Origin of the sequence: Corynebacterium poyangense, assembly GCF_014522205.1 — a bacterium.
Classification (GTDB): domain Bacteria; phylum Actinomycetota; class Actinomycetes; order Mycobacteriales; family Mycobacteriaceae; genus Corynebacterium; species Corynebacterium poyangense.
Genome location: NZ_CP046884.1, coordinates 2,270,178 through 2,289,725, shown reverse-complemented (window position 1 = coordinate 2,289,725; position 19,548 = coordinate 2,270,178). Strand labels below are relative to the sequence as shown.

At 52.2% G+C, this 19,548-nt stretch carries 21 protein-coding genes; 11 read left to right on the top strand and 10 right to left on the bottom strand.

The features are described 5' to 3' along the window. Positions 1 to 162: 162 nt before the first annotated feature. From groL to ppk2, 4 genes are all read left to right on the top strand, one after another. Positions 163 to 1,806: a chaperonin GroEL gene (gene groL / locus GP475_RS10900; protein WP_187974388.1), complete on the top strand. Its 1,644-nt coding sequence runs from the start codon at positions 163 to 165 to the stop codon at positions 1,804 to 1,806. A 454-nt stretch (positions 1,807 to 2,260) separates the two neighbouring features. Then, positions 2,261 to 2,497 carry a hypothetical protein gene (locus GP475_RS10895; protein WP_187974387.1) on the top strand — a complete coding sequence of 79 codons (237 nt, stop codon included), beginning with the start codon at positions 2,261 to 2,263 and terminating at the stop codon, positions 2,495 to 2,497. 56 nt (positions 2,498 to 2,553) lie between these two features. After that, positions 2,554 to 2,763, top strand: coding sequence for a hypothetical protein (locus GP475_RS10890; protein WP_187975945.1), 210 nt, complete (start codon positions 2,554 to 2,556; stop codon positions 2,761 to 2,763). Positions 2,764 to 2,919: 156 nt separating this feature from the next. Then, entirely contained in the window at positions 2,920 to 3,819 is a 900-nt protein-coding gene (gene ppk2 / locus GP475_RS10885) for a polyphosphate kinase 2 (protein WP_187974386.1), read from the top strand. A gap of 65 nt (positions 3,820 to 3,884) precedes the next feature. Here the strand turns inward: ppk2 and GP475_RS10880 are convergent, their stop codons facing one another. From GP475_RS10880 to GP475_RS10865, 4 genes are all read right to left on the bottom strand, one after another. Continuing rightward, positions 3,885 to 5,378: a cytochrome b/b6 domain-containing protein gene (locus GP475_RS10880; RefSeq protein ID WP_187974385.1), complete on the bottom strand. Its 1,494-nt coding sequence runs from the start codon at positions 5,376 to 5,378 to the stop codon at positions 3,885 to 3,887. A 4-nt stretch (positions 5,379 to 5,382) separates the two neighbouring features. Further along, a complete protein-coding gene (locus GP475_RS10875) occupies positions 5,383 to 6,360 on the bottom strand; it encodes an electron transfer flavoprotein subunit alpha/FixB family protein (protein ID WP_187974384.1) in 978 nt (325 codons plus the stop codon). 9 nt (positions 6,361 to 6,369) lie between these two features. Then, positions 6,370 to 7,146: an electron transfer flavoprotein subunit beta/FixA family protein gene (locus GP475_RS10870; protein ID WP_187974383.1), complete on the bottom strand. Its 777-nt coding sequence runs from the start codon at positions 7,144 to 7,146 to the stop codon at positions 6,370 to 6,372. 150 nt (positions 7,147 to 7,296) lie between these two features. Further along, complete coding sequence (locus tag GP475_RS10865; protein WP_187974382.1) at positions 7,297 to 8,052, bottom strand: 3-hydroxyacyl-CoA dehydrogenase; 756 nt, start codon at positions 8,050 to 8,052, stop codon at positions 7,297 to 7,299. Positions 8,053 to 8,226: 174 nt separating this feature from the next. On the opposite strand from GP475_RS10865, the gene GP475_RS10860 reads away from it, so the two are divergent. The 3 genes from GP475_RS10860 to GP475_RS10850 all read left to right on the top strand — a co-directional run bounded on the left by GP475_RS10860 (position 8,227) and on the right by GP475_RS10850 (position 11,487). After that, the gene (locus GP475_RS10860; protein WP_224399673.1) at positions 8,227 to 8,889 is read left to right on the top strand and encodes a TetR/AcrR family transcriptional regulator; all 663 of its coding nucleotides are present in this window, start codon (positions 8,227 to 8,229) and stop codon (positions 8,887 to 8,889) included. 303 nt (positions 8,890 to 9,192) lie between these two features. After that, positions 9,193 to 10,926, top strand: a complete 1,734-nt coding sequence (locus tag GP475_RS10855) for an AMP-binding protein (RefSeq protein ID WP_187975920.1) — start codon at positions 9,193 to 9,195, stop codon at positions 10,924 to 10,926. A 39-nt stretch (positions 10,927 to 10,965) separates the two neighbouring features. After that, positions 10,966 to 11,487: a MarR family winged helix-turn-helix transcriptional regulator gene (locus tag GP475_RS10850; protein WP_187974381.1), complete on the top strand. Its 522-nt coding sequence runs from the start codon at positions 10,966 to 10,968 to the stop codon at positions 11,485 to 11,487. A gap of 101 nt (positions 11,488 to 11,588) precedes the next feature. Here the strand turns inward: GP475_RS10850 and GP475_RS10845 are convergent, their stop codons facing one another. From GP475_RS10845 to GP475_RS10820, 6 genes are all read right to left on the bottom strand, one after another. Next, the gene (locus GP475_RS10845; protein ID WP_187974380.1) at positions 11,589 to 12,638 is read right to left on the bottom strand and encodes a CaiB/BaiF CoA transferase family protein; all 1,050 of its coding nucleotides are present in this window, start codon (positions 12,636 to 12,638) and stop codon (positions 11,589 to 11,591) included. A 2-nt stretch (positions 12,639 to 12,640) separates the two neighbouring features. Beyond that, positions 12,641 to 13,453: an enoyl-CoA hydratase/isomerase family protein gene (locus tag GP475_RS10840; RefSeq protein ID WP_187974379.1), complete on the bottom strand. Its 813-nt coding sequence runs from the start codon at positions 13,451 to 13,453 to the stop codon at positions 12,641 to 12,643. Next, the gene (locus GP475_RS10835; RefSeq protein WP_187974378.1) at positions 13,453 to 14,634 is read right to left on the bottom strand and encodes an acyl-CoA dehydrogenase family protein; all 1,182 of its coding nucleotides are present in this window, start codon (positions 14,632 to 14,634) and stop codon (positions 13,453 to 13,455) included. Before GP475_RS10835 ends, GP475_RS10840 begins: the two co-directional genes overlap by 1 nt. A 2-nt stretch (positions 14,635 to 14,636) precedes the next feature. Further along, on the bottom strand, positions 14,637 to 15,830 hold the full coding sequence (locus GP475_RS10830) for a thiolase family protein (RefSeq protein WP_187974377.1): 1,194 nt from the start codon (positions 15,828 to 15,830) through the stop codon (positions 14,637 to 14,639). 299 nt (positions 15,831 to 16,129) lie between these two features. Continuing rightward, positions 16,130 to 16,639: a helix-turn-helix domain-containing protein gene (locus GP475_RS10825; RefSeq protein ID WP_187974376.1), complete on the bottom strand. Its 510-nt coding sequence runs from the start codon at positions 16,637 to 16,639 to the stop codon at positions 16,130 to 16,132. Beyond that, positions 16,618 to 17,094, bottom strand: a complete 477-nt coding sequence (locus tag GP475_RS10820) for a hypothetical protein (protein WP_187974375.1) — start codon at positions 17,092 to 17,094, stop codon at positions 16,618 to 16,620. Before GP475_RS10820 ends, GP475_RS10825 begins: the two co-directional genes overlap by 22 nt. 452 nt (positions 17,095 to 17,546) lie before the next feature. On the opposite strand from GP475_RS10820, the gene GP475_RS10815 reads away from it, so the two are divergent. From GP475_RS10815 to GP475_RS10800, 4 genes are read left to right on the top strand one after another with little or no spacing between them, the layout of a single operon-like run. Further along, positions 17,547 to 17,813 (top strand): hypothetical protein, encoded by a 267-nt coding sequence (locus GP475_RS10815; protein ID WP_187974374.1) that lies wholly within the window; start codon positions 17,547 to 17,549, stop codon positions 17,811 to 17,813. Continuing rightward, positions 17,810 to 18,178, top strand: coding sequence for a DUF6230 family protein (locus GP475_RS12390; RefSeq protein ID WP_223144659.1), 369 nt, complete (start codon positions 17,810 to 17,812; stop codon positions 18,176 to 18,178). The genes GP475_RS10815 and GP475_RS12390 overlap by 4 nt, the downstream gene beginning before the upstream one ends. Continuing rightward, complete coding sequence (locus GP475_RS10805; protein ID WP_187974372.1) at positions 18,159 to 19,241, top strand: DUF6114 domain-containing protein; 1,083 nt, start codon at positions 18,159 to 18,161, stop codon at positions 19,239 to 19,241. Before GP475_RS12390 ends, GP475_RS10805 begins: the two co-directional genes overlap by 20 nt. 56 nt (positions 19,242 to 19,297) lie before the next feature. After that, complete coding sequence (locus tag GP475_RS10800; RefSeq protein ID WP_187974371.1) at positions 19,298 to 19,543, top strand: hypothetical protein; 246 nt, start codon at positions 19,298 to 19,300, stop codon at positions 19,541 to 19,543. Positions 19,544 to 19,548 lie beyond the last annotated feature (5 nt).

Sequence of the window (19,548 nt, the reverse complement as noted above, 5' to 3'; positions counted from 1 at the left end):
GGCACTTGATTTGTTCGAGTGCTAGATGACTATTTGAATAAACACACTTAAGCGGGTGAGGTTGGCCCACACTCACCGACCGTGCCGTCGCGGGCGCCTGCTTGATGCCGAGACGTTGAGTGTCGTCGCTATCAACCGTGAGTCAAAGGAGAACCACAGAAGATGGCAAAGATCATCGCCTTCGATGAAGAGGCACGTCGTGGCCTGGAAAAGGGTCTCAATACTCTGGCAGATGCCGTGAAGGTTACGCTGGGGCCCAAGGGTCGCAATGTGGTGCTGGAGAAGTCCTGGGGTGCACCCACCATCACTAACGATGGTGTTTCTATCGCTCGGGAAATTGAGCTGGAAGACCCCTATGAGAAGATCGGCGCTGAGCTGGTTAAAGAGGTCGCCAAGAAGACCGACGACGTAGCCGGTGATGGCACCACCACCGCTACCGTACTTGCTCAGTCCTTAGTGAAAGAGGGGCTGCGCAATGTGGCAGCTGGCTCCAACCCGATGGGGATTAAGCGCGGTATTGAAAAGGCTGTTGTAGCCATCACCGAGAAGCTGCACGCTGAGGCTAAAGACGTCGAAACTGAAGAGCAGATTGCTGCTACTGCCGGTATTTCCGCAGCAGATCCTGAGATCGGCAAGCAAATTGCGCGCGCCATGTACGCCGTCGGTGGCGGAAAACTCAACAAGGAATCCGTCATCACCGTTGAAGAATCCAACACCTTCGGGGTTGACCTTGAGGTAACCGAGGGTATGCGCTTCGATAAGGGCTACATCTCCGGGTACTTCGCTACTGACACTGAGCGCCTAGAAGCAGTGTTGGAAGATCCTTATATCCTGTTGGTTTCTTCCAAGATTTCCAACATCAAGGATCTGCTTCCCTTGTTGGAAAAGGTAATGCAGTCCGGCAAGCCGCTGTTGATTGTGGCTGAGGATGTTGAAGGTGAAGCTCTATCTACCCTGGTTGTTAACAAGATCCGCGGCACCTTTAAATCCGTGGCTGTTAAGGCTCCAGGCTTTGGGGACCGACGCAAGGCCCAGTTGCAGGATATGGCTATCTTGACTGGTGGCCAGGTTATTGCGGAAGAAGTTGGCCTTTCTCTAGAGACTGCTGATCTGCCCTTGCTGGGACGGGCACGCAAGGTGGTTGTGACCAAGGATGACACCACCATCGTTGAGGGTGCTGGTTCTGCGGAGCAAATCGAAGGCCGAGTCAACCAGATTCGAGCAGAGATTGAGAATTCTGACTCCGACTATGATCGGGAGAAACTGCAAGAGCGCCTCGCAAAGCTTGCCGGCGGAGTAGCTGTACTTAAGGTGGGTGCTGCTACCGAGGTAGAGCTCAAGGAGCGCAAGCACCGCATTGAGGACGCTGTCCGCAACGCTAAAGCTGCGGTAGATGAGGGCCTGTTGGCTGGTGGCGGAGTTGCTCTGCTGCAAGCAGCTTCAGTCCTCGATAATGATCTGGATCTGGTGGGGGATGAAGCCACTGGCGTCAAGATCGTTCGTGAAGCACTGTCTGCACCCCTGAAGCAGATTGCCGCGAATGCTGGCATGGAACCGGGGGTAGTGGCCGATAAGGTAGCCTCCCTGCCCGCTGGCGAAGGCCTCAACGCTGCTACCGGAGATTATGTCAATCTGATGGATGCTGGCATCACTGATCCGGTTAAGGTGACCCGTTCTGCTTTGCAGAATGCTGCCTCTATTGCAGCTCTCTTCCTGACCACCGAAGCTGTGGTTGCGGATAAGCCGCAGCCGGCCGGAGCAAGTGTTCCGGGTGCTGACGAGATGGCCGGAATGGGCGGCTTCTAAGTAAATTCTTAGTAGCTGAACTCTGCAACCCTGCCGATCCCTGAGGGAGGCAGGGTTTTCGCTTGTGTAACGGAAGTCTGTGCAGTTCTTAGCCATAAAGCACCCCCACATAGGGGTGAAATGGATAAGTTTTGAGTGGAAAAACTGAAAAAGTTTTGGAGATTGTTAGGTCCGATCCAAACGACATAGGTTAGGGTTCCCTTTGCTTATTTCGCCTTAAAAGATGTTTAAATCCCAAGGTAGTTGCCAAATTGTTATTAAAGGGATTATTAATTTCATTTAATATTTTGTTTCCTTAACAGGTTGCAGTTGATCCTGGAGAGGCATTTACGTGTTGACTAGCGCCAAAAACCTGCGAGAATTCTATTTGTGAGGCACTGAAAAGTGTCGAACCCAATTTCTTAAGTTCTGCCGGATCTGACTTGAGAACCGGTTATCTCACCAAGGAGACAACATGCACTTCGATATTGCGGTCGTTGAGTCCGCTCTGAAGGACTTTTCCACTTTTGCTAAGTCTTTCTCGGCAATCTTCCAGGATTTCCCCAAGATGCTCCTCCACCTGGGTGAGCTGTTCGGAGATCCCAAGCTTCCGGCTCAGACCTCTAGCCTGCTCAACACCCCGATCAGCAATCATTCTTCCGATACCCCTGGTACCCCGCTGAATCTGGATAACTCCCTTCCTCATAACTAATCAATCCAGATTAAGTAAAAACGCCAATCTTTCTCTCTGAACTAAGGAGTTTATAAATGGAAACCCACACTGGTGTAGTTCCTGGCGACGCCCCCACCACCACTGGAGCTCCCGAGGTTGCCAAGTCCTTCGTTGACTTCGTCACCAACATGGGAACCTGGAATGCCCTGTCCTCTGAGGGGCTCATTGGCCAGCTGTTCACCGTACTCAAGGACTTCGGTGCTTATGCTGGAAACATCGCTGCTCTGCTGGGTCTCGTGAAGTAGTAACCTCTTCTAACGCAGGTAGCTAAAGCTGAAAAATCCCGCCTTTTTCTCCTTCGAAGGTGGGATTTTTCCATGTCTAAATAGGGACGGAAAATAATCCTTCGCCAAATGGGGTTAACGGGGGTGAAAATGCACAATGCGCAGTAGAATTAGATTATGGCTGACCACAAGGATGATGAACTCCCGATCATTGATTTAACAAAAACTGAGGGCTATGTCGTTGACGACAGTGATGAGGATGATCCAGTTCTCCTCCAGCCTGATGGTTCTCCGGTGCAAACCTGGAGAGAGAATTACCCCTATGACACGCGGATAAGTCGGGATGAGTATGAGCATGTGAAAAGAGCTCTGCAAATCGAGCTATTGAAGTGGCAAAACTGGACTAAGGATACGGGTCAAAAGCACATCATCCTGTTTGAGGGACGTGATGCGGCGGGTAAAGGCGGCACCATCAAACGTTTTAACGAGCACCTCAACCCTCGAGGCGCCAGGACCGTCGCGCTGGAAAAACCCAGTCCGCGGGAATCGACTTCCTGGTACTTCCAGCGCTATATCCAGCATTTCCCTTGCGCCGGAGAAATCGTCTTTTTTGACCGCTCCTGGTACAACCGTTCCGGTGTAGAGCGAGTTATGGGCTTTTGCACGGAGTCACAACATGCTGAGTTTCTGCGGGAAGTGCCGATGCTGGAGAATATGATCCTCGGTTCGGGTATTTCGCTCACCAAGTTCTGGTTTTCCGTGACCCAAAAAGAACAGCGTACTCGCTTTGCTATTCGTCAGGTGGATCCGGTTCGTCAGTGGAAATTGTCCCCTATGGATCTAGCGTCCCTGGATAAGTGGCCGGACTACACTCGGGCCAAGGAAGAGCAATTCCGCTACACCGATACTGATGAATCCCCGTGGATCACTATTAAATCCAATGACAAAAAACGCGCACGGATTAACGCCATGCGCTATGTTCTCAGCAAGTTTGAGTACACCGATAAAGACCACGAGCTTGTTGGTGAACCAGATCCAAAGATCGTCATGCGAGGTATCGATCAAATAGGCGATTAATCCCCCGCCCCCTGAGCTGCATGCCCGACGCCGTGGTCAGTGTCGTCGGGCATGCTTTCTGGTTTTTAGCGCGCTGTGACCTCGCCCATAGTTCCCGCAATAGGGGCGACGAAAACCGGTCGCATGGCCGCCATAGCGCCCCCAATAACCACGAGGGATATCGCAAAGAAGACAAATCCCCACCAGTTATGGGCGTACACGGCCGGATCACTATCACCCTGGGCAGCATACATGTGGTTGAGGTTCCGCAATCCCCCAGTAATAAACACCAATACCACGTGAATGATGACGAAAATAACGAAGTACACCATCACCGGGAAATGTATTTTCCGTGCTACTTCAATCGGATAAGCGGAGCTGAGTCGTTTCCAGTCATTGGACCAGAAATTACTCATTCGAATACCGGTAATTATTGCCAGCGGAGCGGCAATAAACACCGTGGTGAAGTAGGCCAACTGCTGCAGAGCATTAAAGTGCACCCAGCCGTTTTCTGTCGGCCAATCCAGGGCCAAATACTGTAACCCAGCCGAAAGAGCATTGGGGAACACGTCCCAACTGGTAGGGACAATCCTCATCCACTGGCCAGTACTAAACAGCAGAATAAAGAAAATTAGCCCGTTAACTAGCCACAGCACATCTAATGTCTGGTGAAGCCAGATGGTTAAACTAACTTTTTTCCCATCACCGAAGCGCGGCTTCCAATAAGCCGGGGGTTTGGTTTCGTGGCGAATCTGAAGACCGGTACGCACTATCAGAACCATGAAGAAAACGTTCAGGAAGTGCTGCCAATTCAACCAAGCCGGCATACCCACGGGAGCATGTTCCGGCAGCGGAGCAGCACCTGGATAGCGAGTAATGAAACTGTGCATGGGGCCAAAGCTCAGCACCCAACGGAAGCACAGCGCTATAAGTGTCAGCGCCCCGATAAACGCTAACACGCCGATGGCTGTTTTCCCTAGCAACTTCCAGAGTCGAGAATGATCCTTCTTCTCCTCTGGCTCTGGCTGCTGTTGCTGCTGCGTTACCTCTTTTTTCTTCTCCTGCGGTTTGGGCTGAGGTTTCGCCGTAGCCGCAGCAGGCTTCTTCACCGGTGCCGAAGGCTTTTCCGGTACTGGAGTTGGCTCTGGAGCCGGGGCAGTTTCAGGAACTGCATCTGGCCATTTTTCTCCCCCAGAGCTTCGTGGCAACCCCCGCCTTAATCCTTCCGGCGGGGCAGCCGCAAAAGTCTTTCGAGCCGCGGGTTGAGCAGCCTTGGGCTCCGAGTCAGCTACTCCAGTGTCGGATGGCGCTGAGGCAGGTTGGGTGTCCTCAGTAGTCGACGCAGTCACCTCTGTCTCGTGGAGTGGCGGCCAAGGATCCCCGCCGCTGGAACGAGGTAACCCCTGACGCAATGTAGTGGCTGGTGCCGGACTAGAGGGCGTCGAACTTTCTTTAGGTTTTGAGTCGATAGGCGCACTGGCCTCAGACTCGGGGGGTGTAGTGCCTATGCTCTCGACCAATGGCCAGGGTTCTTCGCCGGGTCGCCGGGGAAGGCCGCGACGCACGCGTGCGGAGCTCATCAGGTTACCTCTTCTTTTCAGCGATGGCGTCAATCAATGCGGGGACAATCTCAAAGATGTCACCAACTACACCGAAATCTGCAATGTCAAAAATGGGAGCATCGGTGTCTTTATTAATCGCAACGATAGTCTTAGCGGTTTGCATACCTGCTAGGTGTTGGATAGCGCCGGAAATTCCTAGCGAGATATACAGGTCAGGTGAAATTGTTACCCCAGTTTGTCCCACCTGGCTGCTGGAATCGATGTAACCGGCGTCGACGGCAGCGCGCGATGCCCCGACTGCTGCTCCTAAGGCGTCTGCTAGCTGATATACCAGGTCGAAGCCTTCTTCGGAACCTAAACCGCGGCCTCCAGACACAACTCGGGAGGCGCTTCGCAAATCAGGACGCTTTCCATCTTTAGCTTTAGGGGAAACGGAGGTGATTTTTGCCGTTTTGCGGCCAGCCTGTTCGGGAGAAATCTCGCGAATATTGGCGTCGGCTGCTTCGGCTTGGGCTTCTACCGCGCCGGGGCGAACGGTAATGACCGGGGCCCCGAACGTGGTTGCGGAATCAACGAGGTATTGCCCGCCATACACTGAGTGATGAGCGATGATGCCTTCCTCGTCGCGCTCGACGCCTAAGACATTCAGGTTGAGAGCGCGCTTCTTCCGGGCAGCAAACCGGGCGGCAGCGTCTCGCCCTTCCACAGTGTGAGCCAGCAAGATGGCCTCTGGTTTGAGGGACTCATCTGCGGCAACCAAAGCATCTACTGTCGGAGTAGTAAGGTCCGACGCAGCTTCCTCCCCGCAGACTAACACTTCGGTTGCCCCTCGCTGGCCTAGTTCCTTGGCGAGGGAGTCCCGATCACTCTCGGGCACCCCTAGTACCAGGGCAACCGGTGTGCCAATCTGCGAAGCTGCACCCAGTAGTTCGGTGGCGGCGGCTAAATCAGGTTGTGCTTCGGCATTTTTATCAATGACCACCACAATGGGGTTATTCATGGCTTTCTCCTAGATGTGGCCGTTGCTAGCAAGGAATTCCGCGATCTTTGCCGCCGCGGTTCCGTCGTCAGTGATCTTTTCGCCCGTTTCACGGGGAGGGCGTTGATTGGCTGAAATCATAATTGACCGCGGGACAGAAAAATCGAGGGGGTCTACACCGAGGTCCTCGGCACTTAAGGTCTCAACGGGCTTGGACTTCGCGGCCTTTAAGCCTTTGAAATTCGGGAACCGCGCATCCGGGAACGTTTCCGTGATAGAGATGACGGCCGGAAGCTCACCTTCAATATTCATAGTCGCTGAATCAGAGGAACGAACTCCGCTGACGGTTTTCCCCTCCACCGTGACTTCGGTGAGTTGGGTCAGGTGCGGGTAATCAAGGAGTTCAGCAACCATGGCGGGGACCACGCCACCATTGCCATCAGTAGAGAGATTGCCTGCAACTATTAAGTCATATTCACCCCGAGAAATAGCTGCGGCGAGCATCTCGGCCGTGAGTAGAGTATCTGCTCCAAGAAGATCCTCGTCCACAATATGGATGGCCTTTTCTGCACCCATGGCCAAAGCTTTTCTGATACTACTTACTGCCGATTGCGGTCCCATACACAGGACATCAACTTCCACCCCATCGGAGTTTTCAGCGATGTTTAGTGCTGCTTCTACCGCGCGTTCACAGATCTCGTCGAGAACAGCATCAGAGTTGGTGCGATCTGCGAGACCGGTTTCCAGATCAATGTGACGCTCACCGTAGGTGTCTGGAACTTCCTTCAATAACACAACAATTTTCATTGTTGCTCCTTATATCTCTTGTCCGGGCATGATCTGTTCAAGATCGATCCCTGAAAATAGGGTTCTATAATACTCTCTCGCTGGCTGAGTCTAATTGAGGAAAAGAGGTGAGATCACATCGGATCCCACCTCTGGGGTAGCTTTTTAAAATTATTTGGGTGCCATTCGGATTGCTCCATCGAGGCGAATTGTCTCACCATTGAGCACCGGGTTCCCAATAATGGCTGCTACCAGGTCAGCAAACTCTGCGGGCTTACCAAACCTAGAGGGATGCGGGATCTGCTTTTCCAATGATTGGCGAATCTCCGGGGGAATGGTGTCGATAATCGGAGTATCGAATGTTCCAGGCGCAATGGTCATGACTCGGATCAGATCGCGGGAAAGATCACGCGCGATAGGTAGCGTCATCCCAACAATGCCAGCTTTGGAAGCGGTATAGGCGGCTTGTCCAATCTGTCCGTCGAAAGCGGCAACTGAAGCGGTGTTGACGATGACCCCACGCTCCTCGCTATCTGGTTCATTGCTGAGCATGGCTTGAGCAGCCAACCGAATGACGTTGAAAGTACCGATGAGATTGACATCGATGACCTTGCGGAATTGATCGAGAGGGAAGGGGCCCTTGGATCCAGCTGTTTTAATGCCATTGCCGATACCAGCGCAATTCACGGTAATAGCGAGATCGCCACGGTTATTGGCAACTTCGACGGCATTGTGGACTTGTTCTTCGTTGGTGACGTCAGCGGGGACAAATTCCACATTTTCTAGTTTGTCTAACTCTGCTGTGTTGGATCGTTCCAAGTCGATGGCAACTACGCGAGCTCCTTCAGAAGCAAGGCGTTGGACAGTGGCCAAACCGAGTCCGGAGGCTCCCCCGGTGACGAGGGCTGATTTCCCTGAGATTTTCATTCTTCTCTCCTAGATAGCCGGTTCCTTATTTATCGAACGATAACTAATCTAACACCTCAGCGTGATGTGCGCAACTAAAATTTTCTTTTTCGACGTAGACCGCTTCCGCGTGGGATGTCGAAACGGGAGAGAAGTATTCTGGTTCCCGTCGTGGACGCGGTAACATGCGAAGTTATGGAAAAAGGGCATAAGCAAGCAGTCGAGCGTGAGTCTGAAGGTTTCTCAGCTATGAGGAACTATGAAGACGGCCTCTGGCGACAGTTTCCGCCATTGGACTTACACCCTATTCTTGCTGCGACCCTCCAGAGAATTCATGAAGTCGGGTATCATGCCACGACCGTAAGAATGATAGCGAAAGACGTGGGATGTACTGTCCCAGCGTTGTATTATCACTATCAAAACAAGCAGGCGATGCTCGTTGCATTGCTGGATTATTCGATGACTGAGGCTGAAGGTCGAATTGCTGCGGCCGTGAAAGAAGCCGGTGATAGTGCCATGGAAAGGCTGTCGGCCGCGGTCATGGCCACCTCTCTCTATATGGCTTATTACCGAGAACTTGCCATTTTAGACTCGGAAACACGGGCTTTGGAGCCTGAAAATCGGGAAAAGTACATGATTCGTCGGGATCGCTTTGAAGGGGTGTTCCGAGAAATCATCCATCACGGTCGGGAGAGGGGAGATTTCGCAACTCCTTACCCGGTAGAATGCGCCCGCGCCATTCTGGCAATGTGCCAGGGAATTGGACGATGGTTTCATTGGGGTGGTCCAGATTCTCCGGAAGATATTGCTCATGAGTATGTTCATCTTGCCTTGAGGATGGCGCAAGTGCGCTCGTGATCGCCGCGTGGTGCCGAGGAAATCTCTGCATCCTTCCTCTTTGTTTATGGCCTAAACCCCTCCTCCTATAGGTATTACTAAAGCTGTGAGGAGGGGTTTTAGGCTGATATGGGCAAAAAATACTTCGAAATGAAAGAAATTTGGACAAAACCCTAGGAAATAGTTCAATTTCGAAGTAATGTTGGGTAGGACCCAGATCACATGAGGCGAAGCTGGAGTTTTGCATCACTGAAATAAGAACTCTTGAACGGTGGTGGAACCGGCTTGATAGGTGCCTTTTTCCAATAGACCTAGGGAATGATGATGAGATCCAATACCGAGAAATATCTCAGTATCCGAAACTATCTGATCGAGAATGCCGAAAACTATGACAAGGTCCGGTCAGAGTTTAAGTGGCCTCAGTTTGACACTTTCAATTTTGTGACGGACTGGTTTGATTATCTTGCAGATCACCCTGACTTTGCGCAGAGCGAAGCTTTAGTCATTTGTGAAGAAGATGGGACAAGTTGCCGTCGAACTTATAAAGACCTGGCTGAGCGTTCCCGACAGTTGGCGCGATGGTTAACAGACCAGGGCGTAAAACGCGGAGATCGGATGATGCTGATGCTCAACAACCAGGTGGAATTATGGGAATTCCTCCTAGCGTGTGTTCGAGCCGGAATAGTCATCAATCCAGCGACGGTGATGCTCGGAGATGTGGACCTACAGCACCGGGTGGAAGACGCCAAAATTTCGTGGGTTGTTGCTAATGATCGCGACGCTGCGAAATTCGACAACGTAGCCGGTGATTTCACCGTCATCCAAATCCAGGACGGAAAACCTCACCAAACTGCACACCCCACGCTTTTTTACTCGGATTCCCACAACGCAGAAGCCGAGTTTGAATTATCTGAACCCACCCGAGCCGACGAACTCTCTTTCATTTATTTCACCTCAGGAACGACGTCCCGCCCGAAGTTGGTTCAGCACACTCACACCTCCTACGCAGTTGGCCATTTGACGACGGTATTTTGGCTGGGATTAAAGCCCCACCAAGTGCAACTTGCTATTGGTGCACCAGGTTGGGCCATGCATGTCTATGCCAACTTCTTCGGCACCTGGATTGTCGGAGGAACCGTATTGATCTATAACTACACTCGCTTTAATCCCAAGGCGCTGATGGCGATCATGGATGAAGAAGGGGTAGATAGTTTCTGGGCGCCACCAACGGTATGGCGTATGTTGGTACATTCTGACCTCAGCTCGCTGAAGAACCCGCCCGCTCAGCTAATCGGAGGCGGAGAACCCTTAAACCCCGAGTTGCTTAATACTGTTAAGCGCGGTTGGGGACAGGAAATCCGAGATGGTTTTGGACAGACCGAAACCACCGGGTTGATTACCAACACTCCTGGGCAATTAATTAAGCCAGCATCCATGGGACGCCCGATGCCGGGCGTGGAAATTGTCTTGAAAGACCCGGTTTCTGGCGAGATTGGCGACACTGGTGAGATCTGCGTCAAGATGGATCCTCGTCCGGTTAATGTCACCGTCGGGTATGAAAACGCCCCGGATAAGAATGCCGAGATTTTCCGCGATGGTTATTACCACACCGGAGATATCGCGCGGAAAGACAAAGACGGTTATTTCTTCTATATCGGTAGAGCCGATGATGTGTTCAAAGCCTCAGATTACCGAGTTTCTCCTTTTGAACTTGAGTCAGTAGCAATAGAACACCCAGCTGTTGCGGAAGTGGCCGTCGTTCCTTCTCCGGATCCGCTCCGCCTTGTTGTCCCTAAGGCGTATATCGGATTAGCGCCAAATTGGGAGCCCACTGCGGAAACTGCTGAGTCTATTTTGAAATACTGTCGAGAAAACTTGGCTCCCTATAAGCGCATTCGGCGCGTGGAATTTTGTGAGATGCCCAAGACGGTGTCTGGAAAGATTCGACGCGTAGCTTTGCGTGAACGTGAACAAAAGATTCATGCCCAAGAAGGTGCCGAGGCCAAAGAAGGTTCCATCGAGTACTCGGAAGAGGATTTTCCAAACTTGAAAGGCTAAGATCAGCCTGATTGATCTTAGTTTTTTAAGGAGGCCTAGATGGGGTCGGACAACCCTCATTCTCATAAGTCGACTTCTTATCTGGAGACCTTAGCTGAAGCGAAACGGCAATGGGCTAAGCGGCATTCTGATACCGCCGCGGAGGGATTAGTAACCATTAGCTGGATTATTAGGGGAGCGGACATTCTTCGCCGGGGTGCCGAGGATGTCCTTAAACCTTTTGGAGTGACGTTTAATCAATTTGAGCTATTGACTATGTTGTCTTATTCACGGGCTGGGGGGCTTCCGATGAGCAAAATCAATAGCCGATTGCAGCTTCCTCCGCCATCTTTAACTCATTTAGTAGGAAAACTTGATGCTAAGGGTTTAGTAACGAGGGTTCCTAATGATAAAGACCGACGCTCAACTCTCGTGTCAATTTCTGAATCAGGCTTAGAGTTACTAGAAAGAAGCACTAAACACGTTAACGAATACTTTGAGAATGTGGGTTTAAATCAACAGGATCAACAGAGCCTGTGCCGCTTAATGGCGAAATTACGTGATCCCTTAGAACGGGAATGAAACAGGAAAAGAGCCTGGTCCCCGGAGGTTGAACCTTCAGGGGCCAGGCTCTCTTATGGAAACGTAGGTTGTCGGATTCGACTCAGCGCAGGTAGATTCTGCTACCGTGCCTCAGGTACCTCGCTGAATCGTGGACATGGCGCGGGTTCGGTACGACCATTGTTGTTGATGTAACTACCGCGGGCCTTCAAGTGGGGGTGGTCTAATACGTCGTCTGGAGAAACTACCTCAGTGACGCAGGCATCCACCCCGTCGAATAGTTTCAGCCACTCAGCTTCGGTTTTCTCCGCAAATATCTTAGTGAATATGCGGATATTTTCTTCCCAGTGCGAGCGGTCAAACTGGGCCTGGTCTGCCAGTTGCTCGGTCAGTCCTAGAACGTCAAGTAAGTTGGCGTAGAACTTGGGTTCAATAGCGCCTACTGCCAGCCACTTTCCGTCTTTGGTGCGATAGACCTGGTAGAACGGGGCGCCACCGTCGAGGGTATTTTTACGACGGCCGTCCCACTGTCCGGCAGCCCGAATAGAGTGCAGCATAGCTGTCAGTGAGGCGGCACCATCGACAATGGCAGCGTCAATTACCGAACCTTTTCCGGTGGTCTGAGCGCGGAGAAGCGCTGCGAGGATACCGGTAACCACATATAAGGAGCCGCCACCGAAATCACCGAGCATATTCATCGGGAAAACAGGCGTGCCATCTTGTGCAGCACAGGGTTCGAGGGCTCCTGCTACCGCAATATAATTGATGTCATGTCCAGCACGCTGGGCATAGGGTCCGGTTTGTCCCCAACCGGTCATCCGGGCATACACCAATTTCGGATTAATGCTGAGTGCTTCTTCTGGCCCCAGGCCAAGGCGCTCAGCAACTCCGGGGCGAAATCCCTCAATGAGCACATCGCTAGCTGAGATTCGCTCGCGTAAATCAGCCACATCCTCAGGGTCTTTGAGGTTGCGGAGAATACTTTCTTGGCCGCGGAAAAGAATAGCGTGGGATTCCTCCTCGGCCTCAAAGGTAGCGGCTCCGCGTTTGACATTGGTGACTTCTGCGCCCAGATCCGCCAGCAACATGGTGGCGAAAGGAACCGGCCCTATTCCACCAAGAGCGAGGACCTTTAGACCAGCTAATGGTTGATCGACGTGTGAAGTTGCCATTCTTAGCGGCCTTTCCACTGTGGTTCACGTTTTTCAGCGAACGCCGTTGCACCCTCATGCGCATCTTCACTTGCGAAGACCGCCAGCTGCATCTCCTGGTTTGCTTCCCAAGGATCAGTTCCGGTCCATTCGGTGTCCCAATCAGAACCTGCGCTAGTGGTTTGGTGGATCACGCGTTTAGCCCATTGGACGGAGAGCGGGGCGTTAGCGGCAATCTTCTTGGCGAGTTTCCGTGCTTCATCCATCAGTTGATCATCAGGAACCACGCGATTTACCAGGCCCCACTCCAAGGCCTTGTAGGCGTTAATGGGATCGCCCAGTAGAGCTAATTCCATAGCGCGTCGGAGCGGGATTTGCCGATGGGTGCGAACTATTCCGCCGGCTGCAGCGATAAGGCCACGCTTGACCTCGGGGAGGCCAATGACAGCACTTTCGGCCATGACGATGAGATCAGTGGATAAAGCGATCTCAGCGCCGCCGCCGAGGGCGAAGCCGTTGATAGCAGCGATGATCGGCTTATCACTCCAGTGTTGTGCCACACCTGCTAGGCCCCACTCTGGGTGGCCTTCCGCCGACACATCATTTCCAGCAGCAATTTCTTTCAGGTCACCGCCGGCGCAGAACGCTCGGCCGGTGCCGGTCAGGATAATAACCCGAACAGCGTCATCTTGGTTTGCCTTTTCGATGGCATTGCCTACTGCTGTTGATAAGGCGCCATTAACGGCATTGAGGGCGTCGGGTCGGTTCATCGTGATGGTGGCAATACCATCTTTAACCTCATAGATGGCTGCGGAGTTTGCGGTGGATTCAGACATTATTTTCCTTTCTCCAAAAGATCGCGGGCAATAAGGAGTTTCATGATTTCGCTGGTGCCGCCATAAATAGTGGAAACTCTGGTATCAGCGAAAGCACGCGCGATGGGGTATTCGAGCATGTAGCCGTATCCGCCGAAGAATTGGAGACAGCGGTCAACAATGCTTTTGTGTTCTTCGGTGGCAATCAACTTTGCCTTGGCTGCATCCACTGGGCCTAGTTCATCTCTATTGAGCTTCAACACGGCTGCGTCGATGTAGGCCTGGGTAGCCTCTAAGCGCGCTACCATGTCGGCAAGCTGGAACTGTGTGTTTTGGAAATCTGCAATGGCTTGCCCAAACGCTTTGCGTTCTTGGACATATTGCGTGGTCCAACTCAGCGCAGCTCGAGCACCCGCACCAGCAATCGCAGCCAGAGACAGCCGCTCAAGAGGAAGGTGCGACATCAAAGAGTGCAACCCCACATGCAGTTCACCAAGAATATTTTCTTCGGGAACTTTCACGTTATCGAAGATTAATTCCGCAGTATCTTGGCCGTGGAGTCCGATTTTGCTCAGTTTGCGTCCGCGCTGGAAACCTTCCATTCCTTCTTCGACAACAAAGAGCGTGTAGCCACCACCTTTGGGGTGGGAGTCATCTGGAGTACGTGCGGCGACCACGACGAGGTGAGAACGTAGACCATTGGTAATGAAAATCTTATTACCGTTGAGTACCCAATGATCACCCTGCTTAGTTGCCGTGGTCTTGATACCGCGGAGGTCCGAGCCTGCCCCGGGCTCAGTCATAGCAATGGACGCCATCCATTCACCCGAAATCAGTTGAGGCAACCATCGCTGTTTTTGCTCCGGGGTAGCGAGGTGCTCAAAGTAGGGCAACACGATATCCGCGTGGACGGAAATAGTGGCGTTGAGAGAGGTAGCCCCCACCCGCATGAACTCTTCATAGGCGATCATCCGATAGCGGAAATCTTTTTCTCCACCGCCACCATATTCCTCGTCGGACATGATGCCGATCATTCCCTGAGCGCCGGCTTTTTCCACCACATCTTGGGGAACTTCGTGGTTATCTTCCCATTCGTCGATATGGCCTACCACGTGTCGGTCAAGGAAAGCACGCACCATATCCCGGAAGGCATAGTGTTCTTCTTCATATATATCTCGTGGGGCATAGAAGTCATAGGACATGTCTAGATCCTTTCGATGATCATTGCGTTGGCCATTCCCAGGCCTTCGCAGATTGTTTCTAGGCCGTATCGTCCACCAGTTGCCTCTAACTGCTGCAATAGGGTGGAAAGCAACCGGGTGCCCGTCGAACCTAAAGCGTGACCCAGGGCAATAGCGCCGCCGTTGGGATTTAATTTCTCTAAGTCAGCACCCACTTCTCGGGCCCACACCAAGGGCACGGGAGCAAACGCCTCGTTGACTTCATACACATCCATGTCATCAATGGTGAGGTTGGCGCGCTCCAAGACCTTCTGCGTAGCCGGAATAGGCGCAGTCAGCATTAATACCGGATCATCGGCAAGTACGGAGAACGCACAGAACCGAGCTCGCGGAGTCCACCCCATCTTTTCTGCGAAAGACTCTTCAACAATTAAGACCGCAGAAGCGCCATCGGTGAGGGGAGAGGAATTACCCGGTGTGATTTTCCAATCTAAGTGAGGGAAACGCTCGACGTCAGCGGGGTTTTTGAAAGAGGGCGACAAAGTCGATAATTTCTCTAGGGACGTATCTCCCCGAATAGTTTCATCGACTGTATGTAGTTTGGTGGAGCCATCAGGCAACGTAATTTCAACCGGGACGATGTGGTTATCAAAGGCTCCCGACTCTGTGGCCTGCGCCGCTAGGTGGTGAGAGCGTACCGAGAACTCATCCAATTCCTCCCGGGTCAACCCCCACTTATCGGCAACAAGCTCAGCAGACACGCCTTGGTGTGCTAAACCATTCGGGTAGCGCTTATTGACTTTGTCGCCAGCAAGAACCGGACTAGCCACTGAATTCGCAATGGGAATTCGGCTCATGGACTCTACCCCGGCGGCAATGACGACGTCATAGGCCCCAGCCATAACACCCTGAGCAGCAAAGTGGATTGCTTGCTGGCCAGATCCACACTGGCGGTCGATGGTTGTAGCCGGAATGGATTCTGGCCAACCAGCAGCTAGAACTCCGCGCCGGGCGATGTTCATAGACTGTTCACCATTTTGAAGCACACATCCGGTGATCACATCTTCAATGAGGTGAGGGTCAAGGTCATTTCGCTTTTCCAGGGCTTTAAGTACAACGGAAAGTAAATCCACTGGGTGTACGTCGGCGAGAGCACCCCCAGATCGTCCTTTCCCAACTGCGGTGCGAACTACGTCAACGATAACTGCGTTGCGCATGTTTTTGTTCCTTCCTGCTTTTCTTCTTTAAGGAAAAGCTTGTAGTGACCATAGATACATTGGTGAGGTGGTTAGATCTACGTCACCATAAAGCTATCGCTCGCTAAGTATAAGACAAAGCGGGTGGGAACGGAAGAGAAAAGGGGAAAATTTTTCTTAACCCGAGAGGGCAGCAGAAGTTTCCCTCAGGGAAGAACTAGGGCCAAGAAACAACTTACAGCTGTGAATATATCTACGACGAAAAGGCCAGAGTGTGCTGTACTAGGCCCGCTGAAGCACCTCGGCGCCGTACCAGTGAGCTAATTCCAGGGCCAAGCGTACGTCGACATCGGTTGCCCGATCTGCCCCACAGCCTCTCGAAACTTATCAACCCGATACTTCACTGTGTTTCGGTGAACATGGATAGCGGTAGCTGCCCCGGCAATACCATGTTGTAAATAGCAGTGCGCGGTATCACGGATAACAGAGGTGTATTCGTCATCGGAAGCAAGATCATGTAACGCCGTCTGGACAATTGTGGTCGCCAGAGGGAGGCGATCCACAAACGCGGCTGCACTAAGCGCCCCATCGGAGGCATACGTAATCACCGGAAGTTTTTCCCTGGCTTGCCTGTCCCCCAGACGACGCAACCGTTCGGCTTGAGTGTGAGTCTCCCGAAATGCCGAGTCTCCGGAACTATACGCAGCGACAACCAACCGCGTATTCCTCGGCAGCAACTTCTCTAGTTGTTCTACGGACGAGGTGTTATCAGGTTGAGTGTCCGAAGGGCTAAGCCACCCCCACGCGATCAGAGGAGTAGGGAAAGCCACAAGGGGTTCACCTTTAGCGCCCAGAAGCTGCGCGATATTACGTGCTGCTTCATCGAGTATCTCAGGTTTTGCTTGAGCGCGGCTGCTGCACCACAGGTGAAAAGCCTGCTGGGGGCCGGCGGTAGAGTAGCTCCCAATGGTCCGCGTGTTTTAGGGTCTTGAAGAGCGGTCTTTACTTCTTTAAGGAGTGCTGGATCACCGGGCACTCGCAGCGTAGCAATCTCTTCGACATAGATCATCGACATCGCGTTGGTTCGAGTATGTACGTACTTATTCGTCATCACTCGCAGTGCGCCAAGGATAGCCAGGATTTCCTCACCGCTGCGATCAGGAAACAATTCGTGGCAGAGAGCCAGTAGTTTCTGTTCAATCACATTGTGCGCGGTGTGAAACATCATGATCATGGTGGAAAGAGAATAACCGCGAGCCGCCAGGATCTTTGCTAACTCTCTCACCGACGTACTGTTAAGCAAGGGTCTAACATCGCCACCCGAAATAAGGAATTCACGAAAAGGTCCACGTTTTTTGGGCGCTTGCTCGCAACACATCAAGGAATTCTGCGCAGAATAATCCCAGGTATTCTTGAGCGACTTGGGCGGCAATATGGTTCTGCCCATTGCTGAGATCGACGTTCCAGCTCTTTCGCGAGGATTTGCCGAGTTTAGGAATCCATCAGTGCTGGGCCCTTGCTTTCGTCTCCGGTGAGTTTTGTCTTCCTGTCAGTACTGCCTCGCCTAGTCTTTTTTGTGCACAATGAACAATGATTGTCTATAACCTTTTCGTAATGGCTCAAAAACTATGAGGAGCTTTGGGGGCTCGGAGGGACTCGGTAAGCTCCGATTTGTGGCAAATATGTGACACGGCTCGCATTTTGCCAAAAAATGTTAGGCAGTAAATAAGCGGTTCTGTGGTTGACTCGCATGGGCCGCCGGACGGGAAGGGTCGTCGCGGGGGACGTACCAGCAAAGTTAAACTCTGCACCGCTCTAGCTGTTGGTTTTGCCGCGATGGCAGGAACAGGTGTGGCGATGGCTCAGGGAGGGCTAAGTGCAAACCTCGCGCTTTCTGACACAGTTTTCACTGTCACCATCGGTGATGTCTATGCTCAAGATTTTTCGCTCTTTGTCGATTCTGAACAAATGACAGAAAACGGACCGGTTGAGCCAGTTTCTTGACTTCGCTTCGGCACAGCAAAGGCGTCGGAACTTTGTGTTTCGGCAAACTTCGGGGACCTTCCGGGAGTGGGGAAACCAGCTTTAAGTTAGTCTCCGAAGGTAAAAACTCAGTCGATGCAAACAACTTCATCGTAGGGACGAAGGTTCTACAGGGAGACCTTACTGTGATGAATCCCTTGCTAGGTGTAGATGTCTCTCAGCGTAACCCTAATGCTCGTCCACATGCGTGGGGTCTGGTTTCTGATGACATCAATTTTCAGGCGCGAAATATTCAGGCCACCTCGGTGGCAGCCAATAAACTCACTGTCGCCAATGTGACTGTGACCGTGGAGAGGGGGAAAGAGAATGTCTGCGGAGTTGGATGAGCCTAGCCGGGTTGAAAGATTTCGGACGTGGCGCCACCAACGGCCCTTCGTAGCAGGTCTCTTAGAGATAACTGCTGGTGCAGTGATTTTAGCGCCAGCCTATATTTCCCTTCACATCATGGATTTGCTGGTGGTTATCTCTACGATCTCGGGAGTTTCCACACTTTTCCTCGGTGTTTTGTTGATTATGTTCGGTCTGGGGACGTGGCTTAAACCCACCACTGCTCCTTATCTCGGAGTGCTGAGCATCATCGTCGGTGTGGTTGCTCTTCCGACAAGTAACTTTGGTGGCTTTATTCTCGGAACAGTTCTCGCCATCGTGGGTGGTTCCATGGGATTAGCCTGGGAAGGTAAGGAACCGGTAGCTAAGGAAAAGAAGTCGCGTCGTTGGTGGAAAAAGAAGAAGAATGCCGAAGAAGTGGCAGAAACTCCAGCGTCGGACACCCCCGTTGAGGTGCCGGAAAACGAGTCTTCGACAACGACATCGGCAAATCTCGTCCTGGTAGCGATAGTTACCTGCATCAGCTTGGTGTTTAGTGCAGCTCAGGTTCACCCAGAAGCGAAAGCTGAGGACACCGGCGGGCTGGAATGGACGGGAGATACCAGTTCCGTGACCGCTGATGAAGTTGTGGTTTCCGGGAATGCCAAGGTTGGTTTGGTGACCGTCAATACTCAGCAGGGCCCTATGCGGATGATTGAGCTCAGCGGAAATAAAGTGACCGTAGAAAATATTGCCTTTAGCATTCCGGGTGTTACTGGATCCGGGCAATTGTCCACCGGGCCTGGGAAAATAGCTACCCTGACCGGTCATCCGGCAGTGTTGCGTACCCGGACTTTGACGGCCACTCCCGCGTTAGAAGGGGTGTCCACTTTTCCGATCACAGTAGAAGCTGACGGCAATTTAGCTCTGATTACAGAACAGCTCAAGCAACTTGGATTCACCGAGGTTGGCCTCCCAGAAGAGCTAATAAAACACGTGGCGCTCAGAAATGTGCACATGGACGCTCTTGGTGTGCAGGCAGATTTGCTCGATGCTCCAAGCGTCAACCTCTATACAAACTAATAAGGAAAACTCTATGAATAATTATCGTGAGTATTGACGCCCCGAAGTAGCCGTCATTGGCGCTGGTGCCGCCGGTGTTGCAGCTGCTACCGAATGCTCTCTCATTGGTTTCCGGACCATTCATCCTGGATGAGAATCAGGAAATCGGTGGCCGCTATGCCGGGGCGAACCCAGCTCAACCACCGAAGAAGTTTGGTTTTCGGAAGGGGAATCTTAAGCACCACCGATTCACCGGGTCTGCCAGCATCTGGCAGCTACAGCGGAATTCTTGGATGCCGCTGTTGAGCTTCATTGCCAGATAACTTCC

Bases quoted from the DNA above. Each gene is read 5' to 3' on its own strand.
- groL (WP_187974388.1), top strand. From the start codon at position 163: ATGGCAAAGATCATCGCCTTCGATGAAGAGGCACGTCGTGGCCTGGAA.
- GP475_RS10895 (WP_187974387.1), top strand. From the start codon at position 2,261: ATGCACTTCGATATTGCGGTCGTTGAGTCCGCTCTGAAGGACTTTTCC.
- GP475_RS10890 (WP_187975945.1), top strand. From the start codon at position 2,554: ATGGAAACCCACACTGGTGTAGTTCCTGGCGACGCCCCCACCACCACT.
- ppk2 (WP_187974386.1), top strand. From the start codon at position 2,920: ATGGCTGACCACAAGGATGATGAACTCCCGATCATTGATTTAACAAAA.
- GP475_RS10880 (WP_187974385.1), bottom strand. From the start codon at position 5,378: ATGAGCTCCGCACGCGTGCGTCGCGGCCTTCCCCGGCGACCCGGCGAA.
- GP475_RS10875 (WP_187974384.1), bottom strand. From the start codon at position 6,360: ATGAATAACCCCATTGTGGTGGTCATTGATAAAAATGCCGAAGCACAA.
- GP475_RS10870 (WP_187974383.1), bottom strand. From the start codon at position 7,146: ATGAAAATTGTTGTGTTATTGAAGGAAGTTCCAGACACCTACGGTGAG.
- GP475_RS10865 (WP_187974382.1), bottom strand. From the start codon at position 8,052: ATGAAAATCTCAGGGAAATCAGCCCTCGTCACCGGGGGAGCCTCCGGA.
- GP475_RS10860 (WP_224399673.1), top strand. From the start codon at position 8,227: ATGGAAAAAGGGCATAAGCAAGCAGTCGAGCGTGAGTCTGAAGGTTTC.
- GP475_RS10855 (WP_187975920.1), top strand. From the start codon at position 9,193: ATGAGATCCAATACCGAGAAATATCTCAGTATCCGAAACTATCTGATC.
- GP475_RS10850 (WP_187974381.1), top strand. From the start codon at position 10,966: ATGGGGTCGGACAACCCTCATTCTCATAAGTCGACTTCTTATCTGGAG.
- GP475_RS10845 (WP_187974380.1), bottom strand. From the start codon at position 12,638: ATGGCAACTTCACACGTCGATCAACCATTAGCTGGTCTAAAGGTCCTC.
- GP475_RS10840 (WP_187974379.1), bottom strand. From the start codon at position 13,453: ATGTCTGAATCCACCGCAAACTCCGCAGCCATCTATGAGGTTAAAGAT.
- GP475_RS10835 (WP_187974378.1), bottom strand. From the start codon at position 14,634: ATGTCCTATGACTTCTATGCCCCACGAGATATATATGAAGAAGAACAC.
- GP475_RS10830 (WP_187974377.1), bottom strand. From the start codon at position 15,830: ATGCGCAACGCAGTTATCGTTGACGTAGTTCGCACCGCAGTTGGGAAA.
- GP475_RS10805 (WP_187974372.1), top strand. From the start codon at position 18,159: ATGTCTGCGGAGTTGGATGAGCCTAGCCGGGTTGAAAGATTTCGGACG.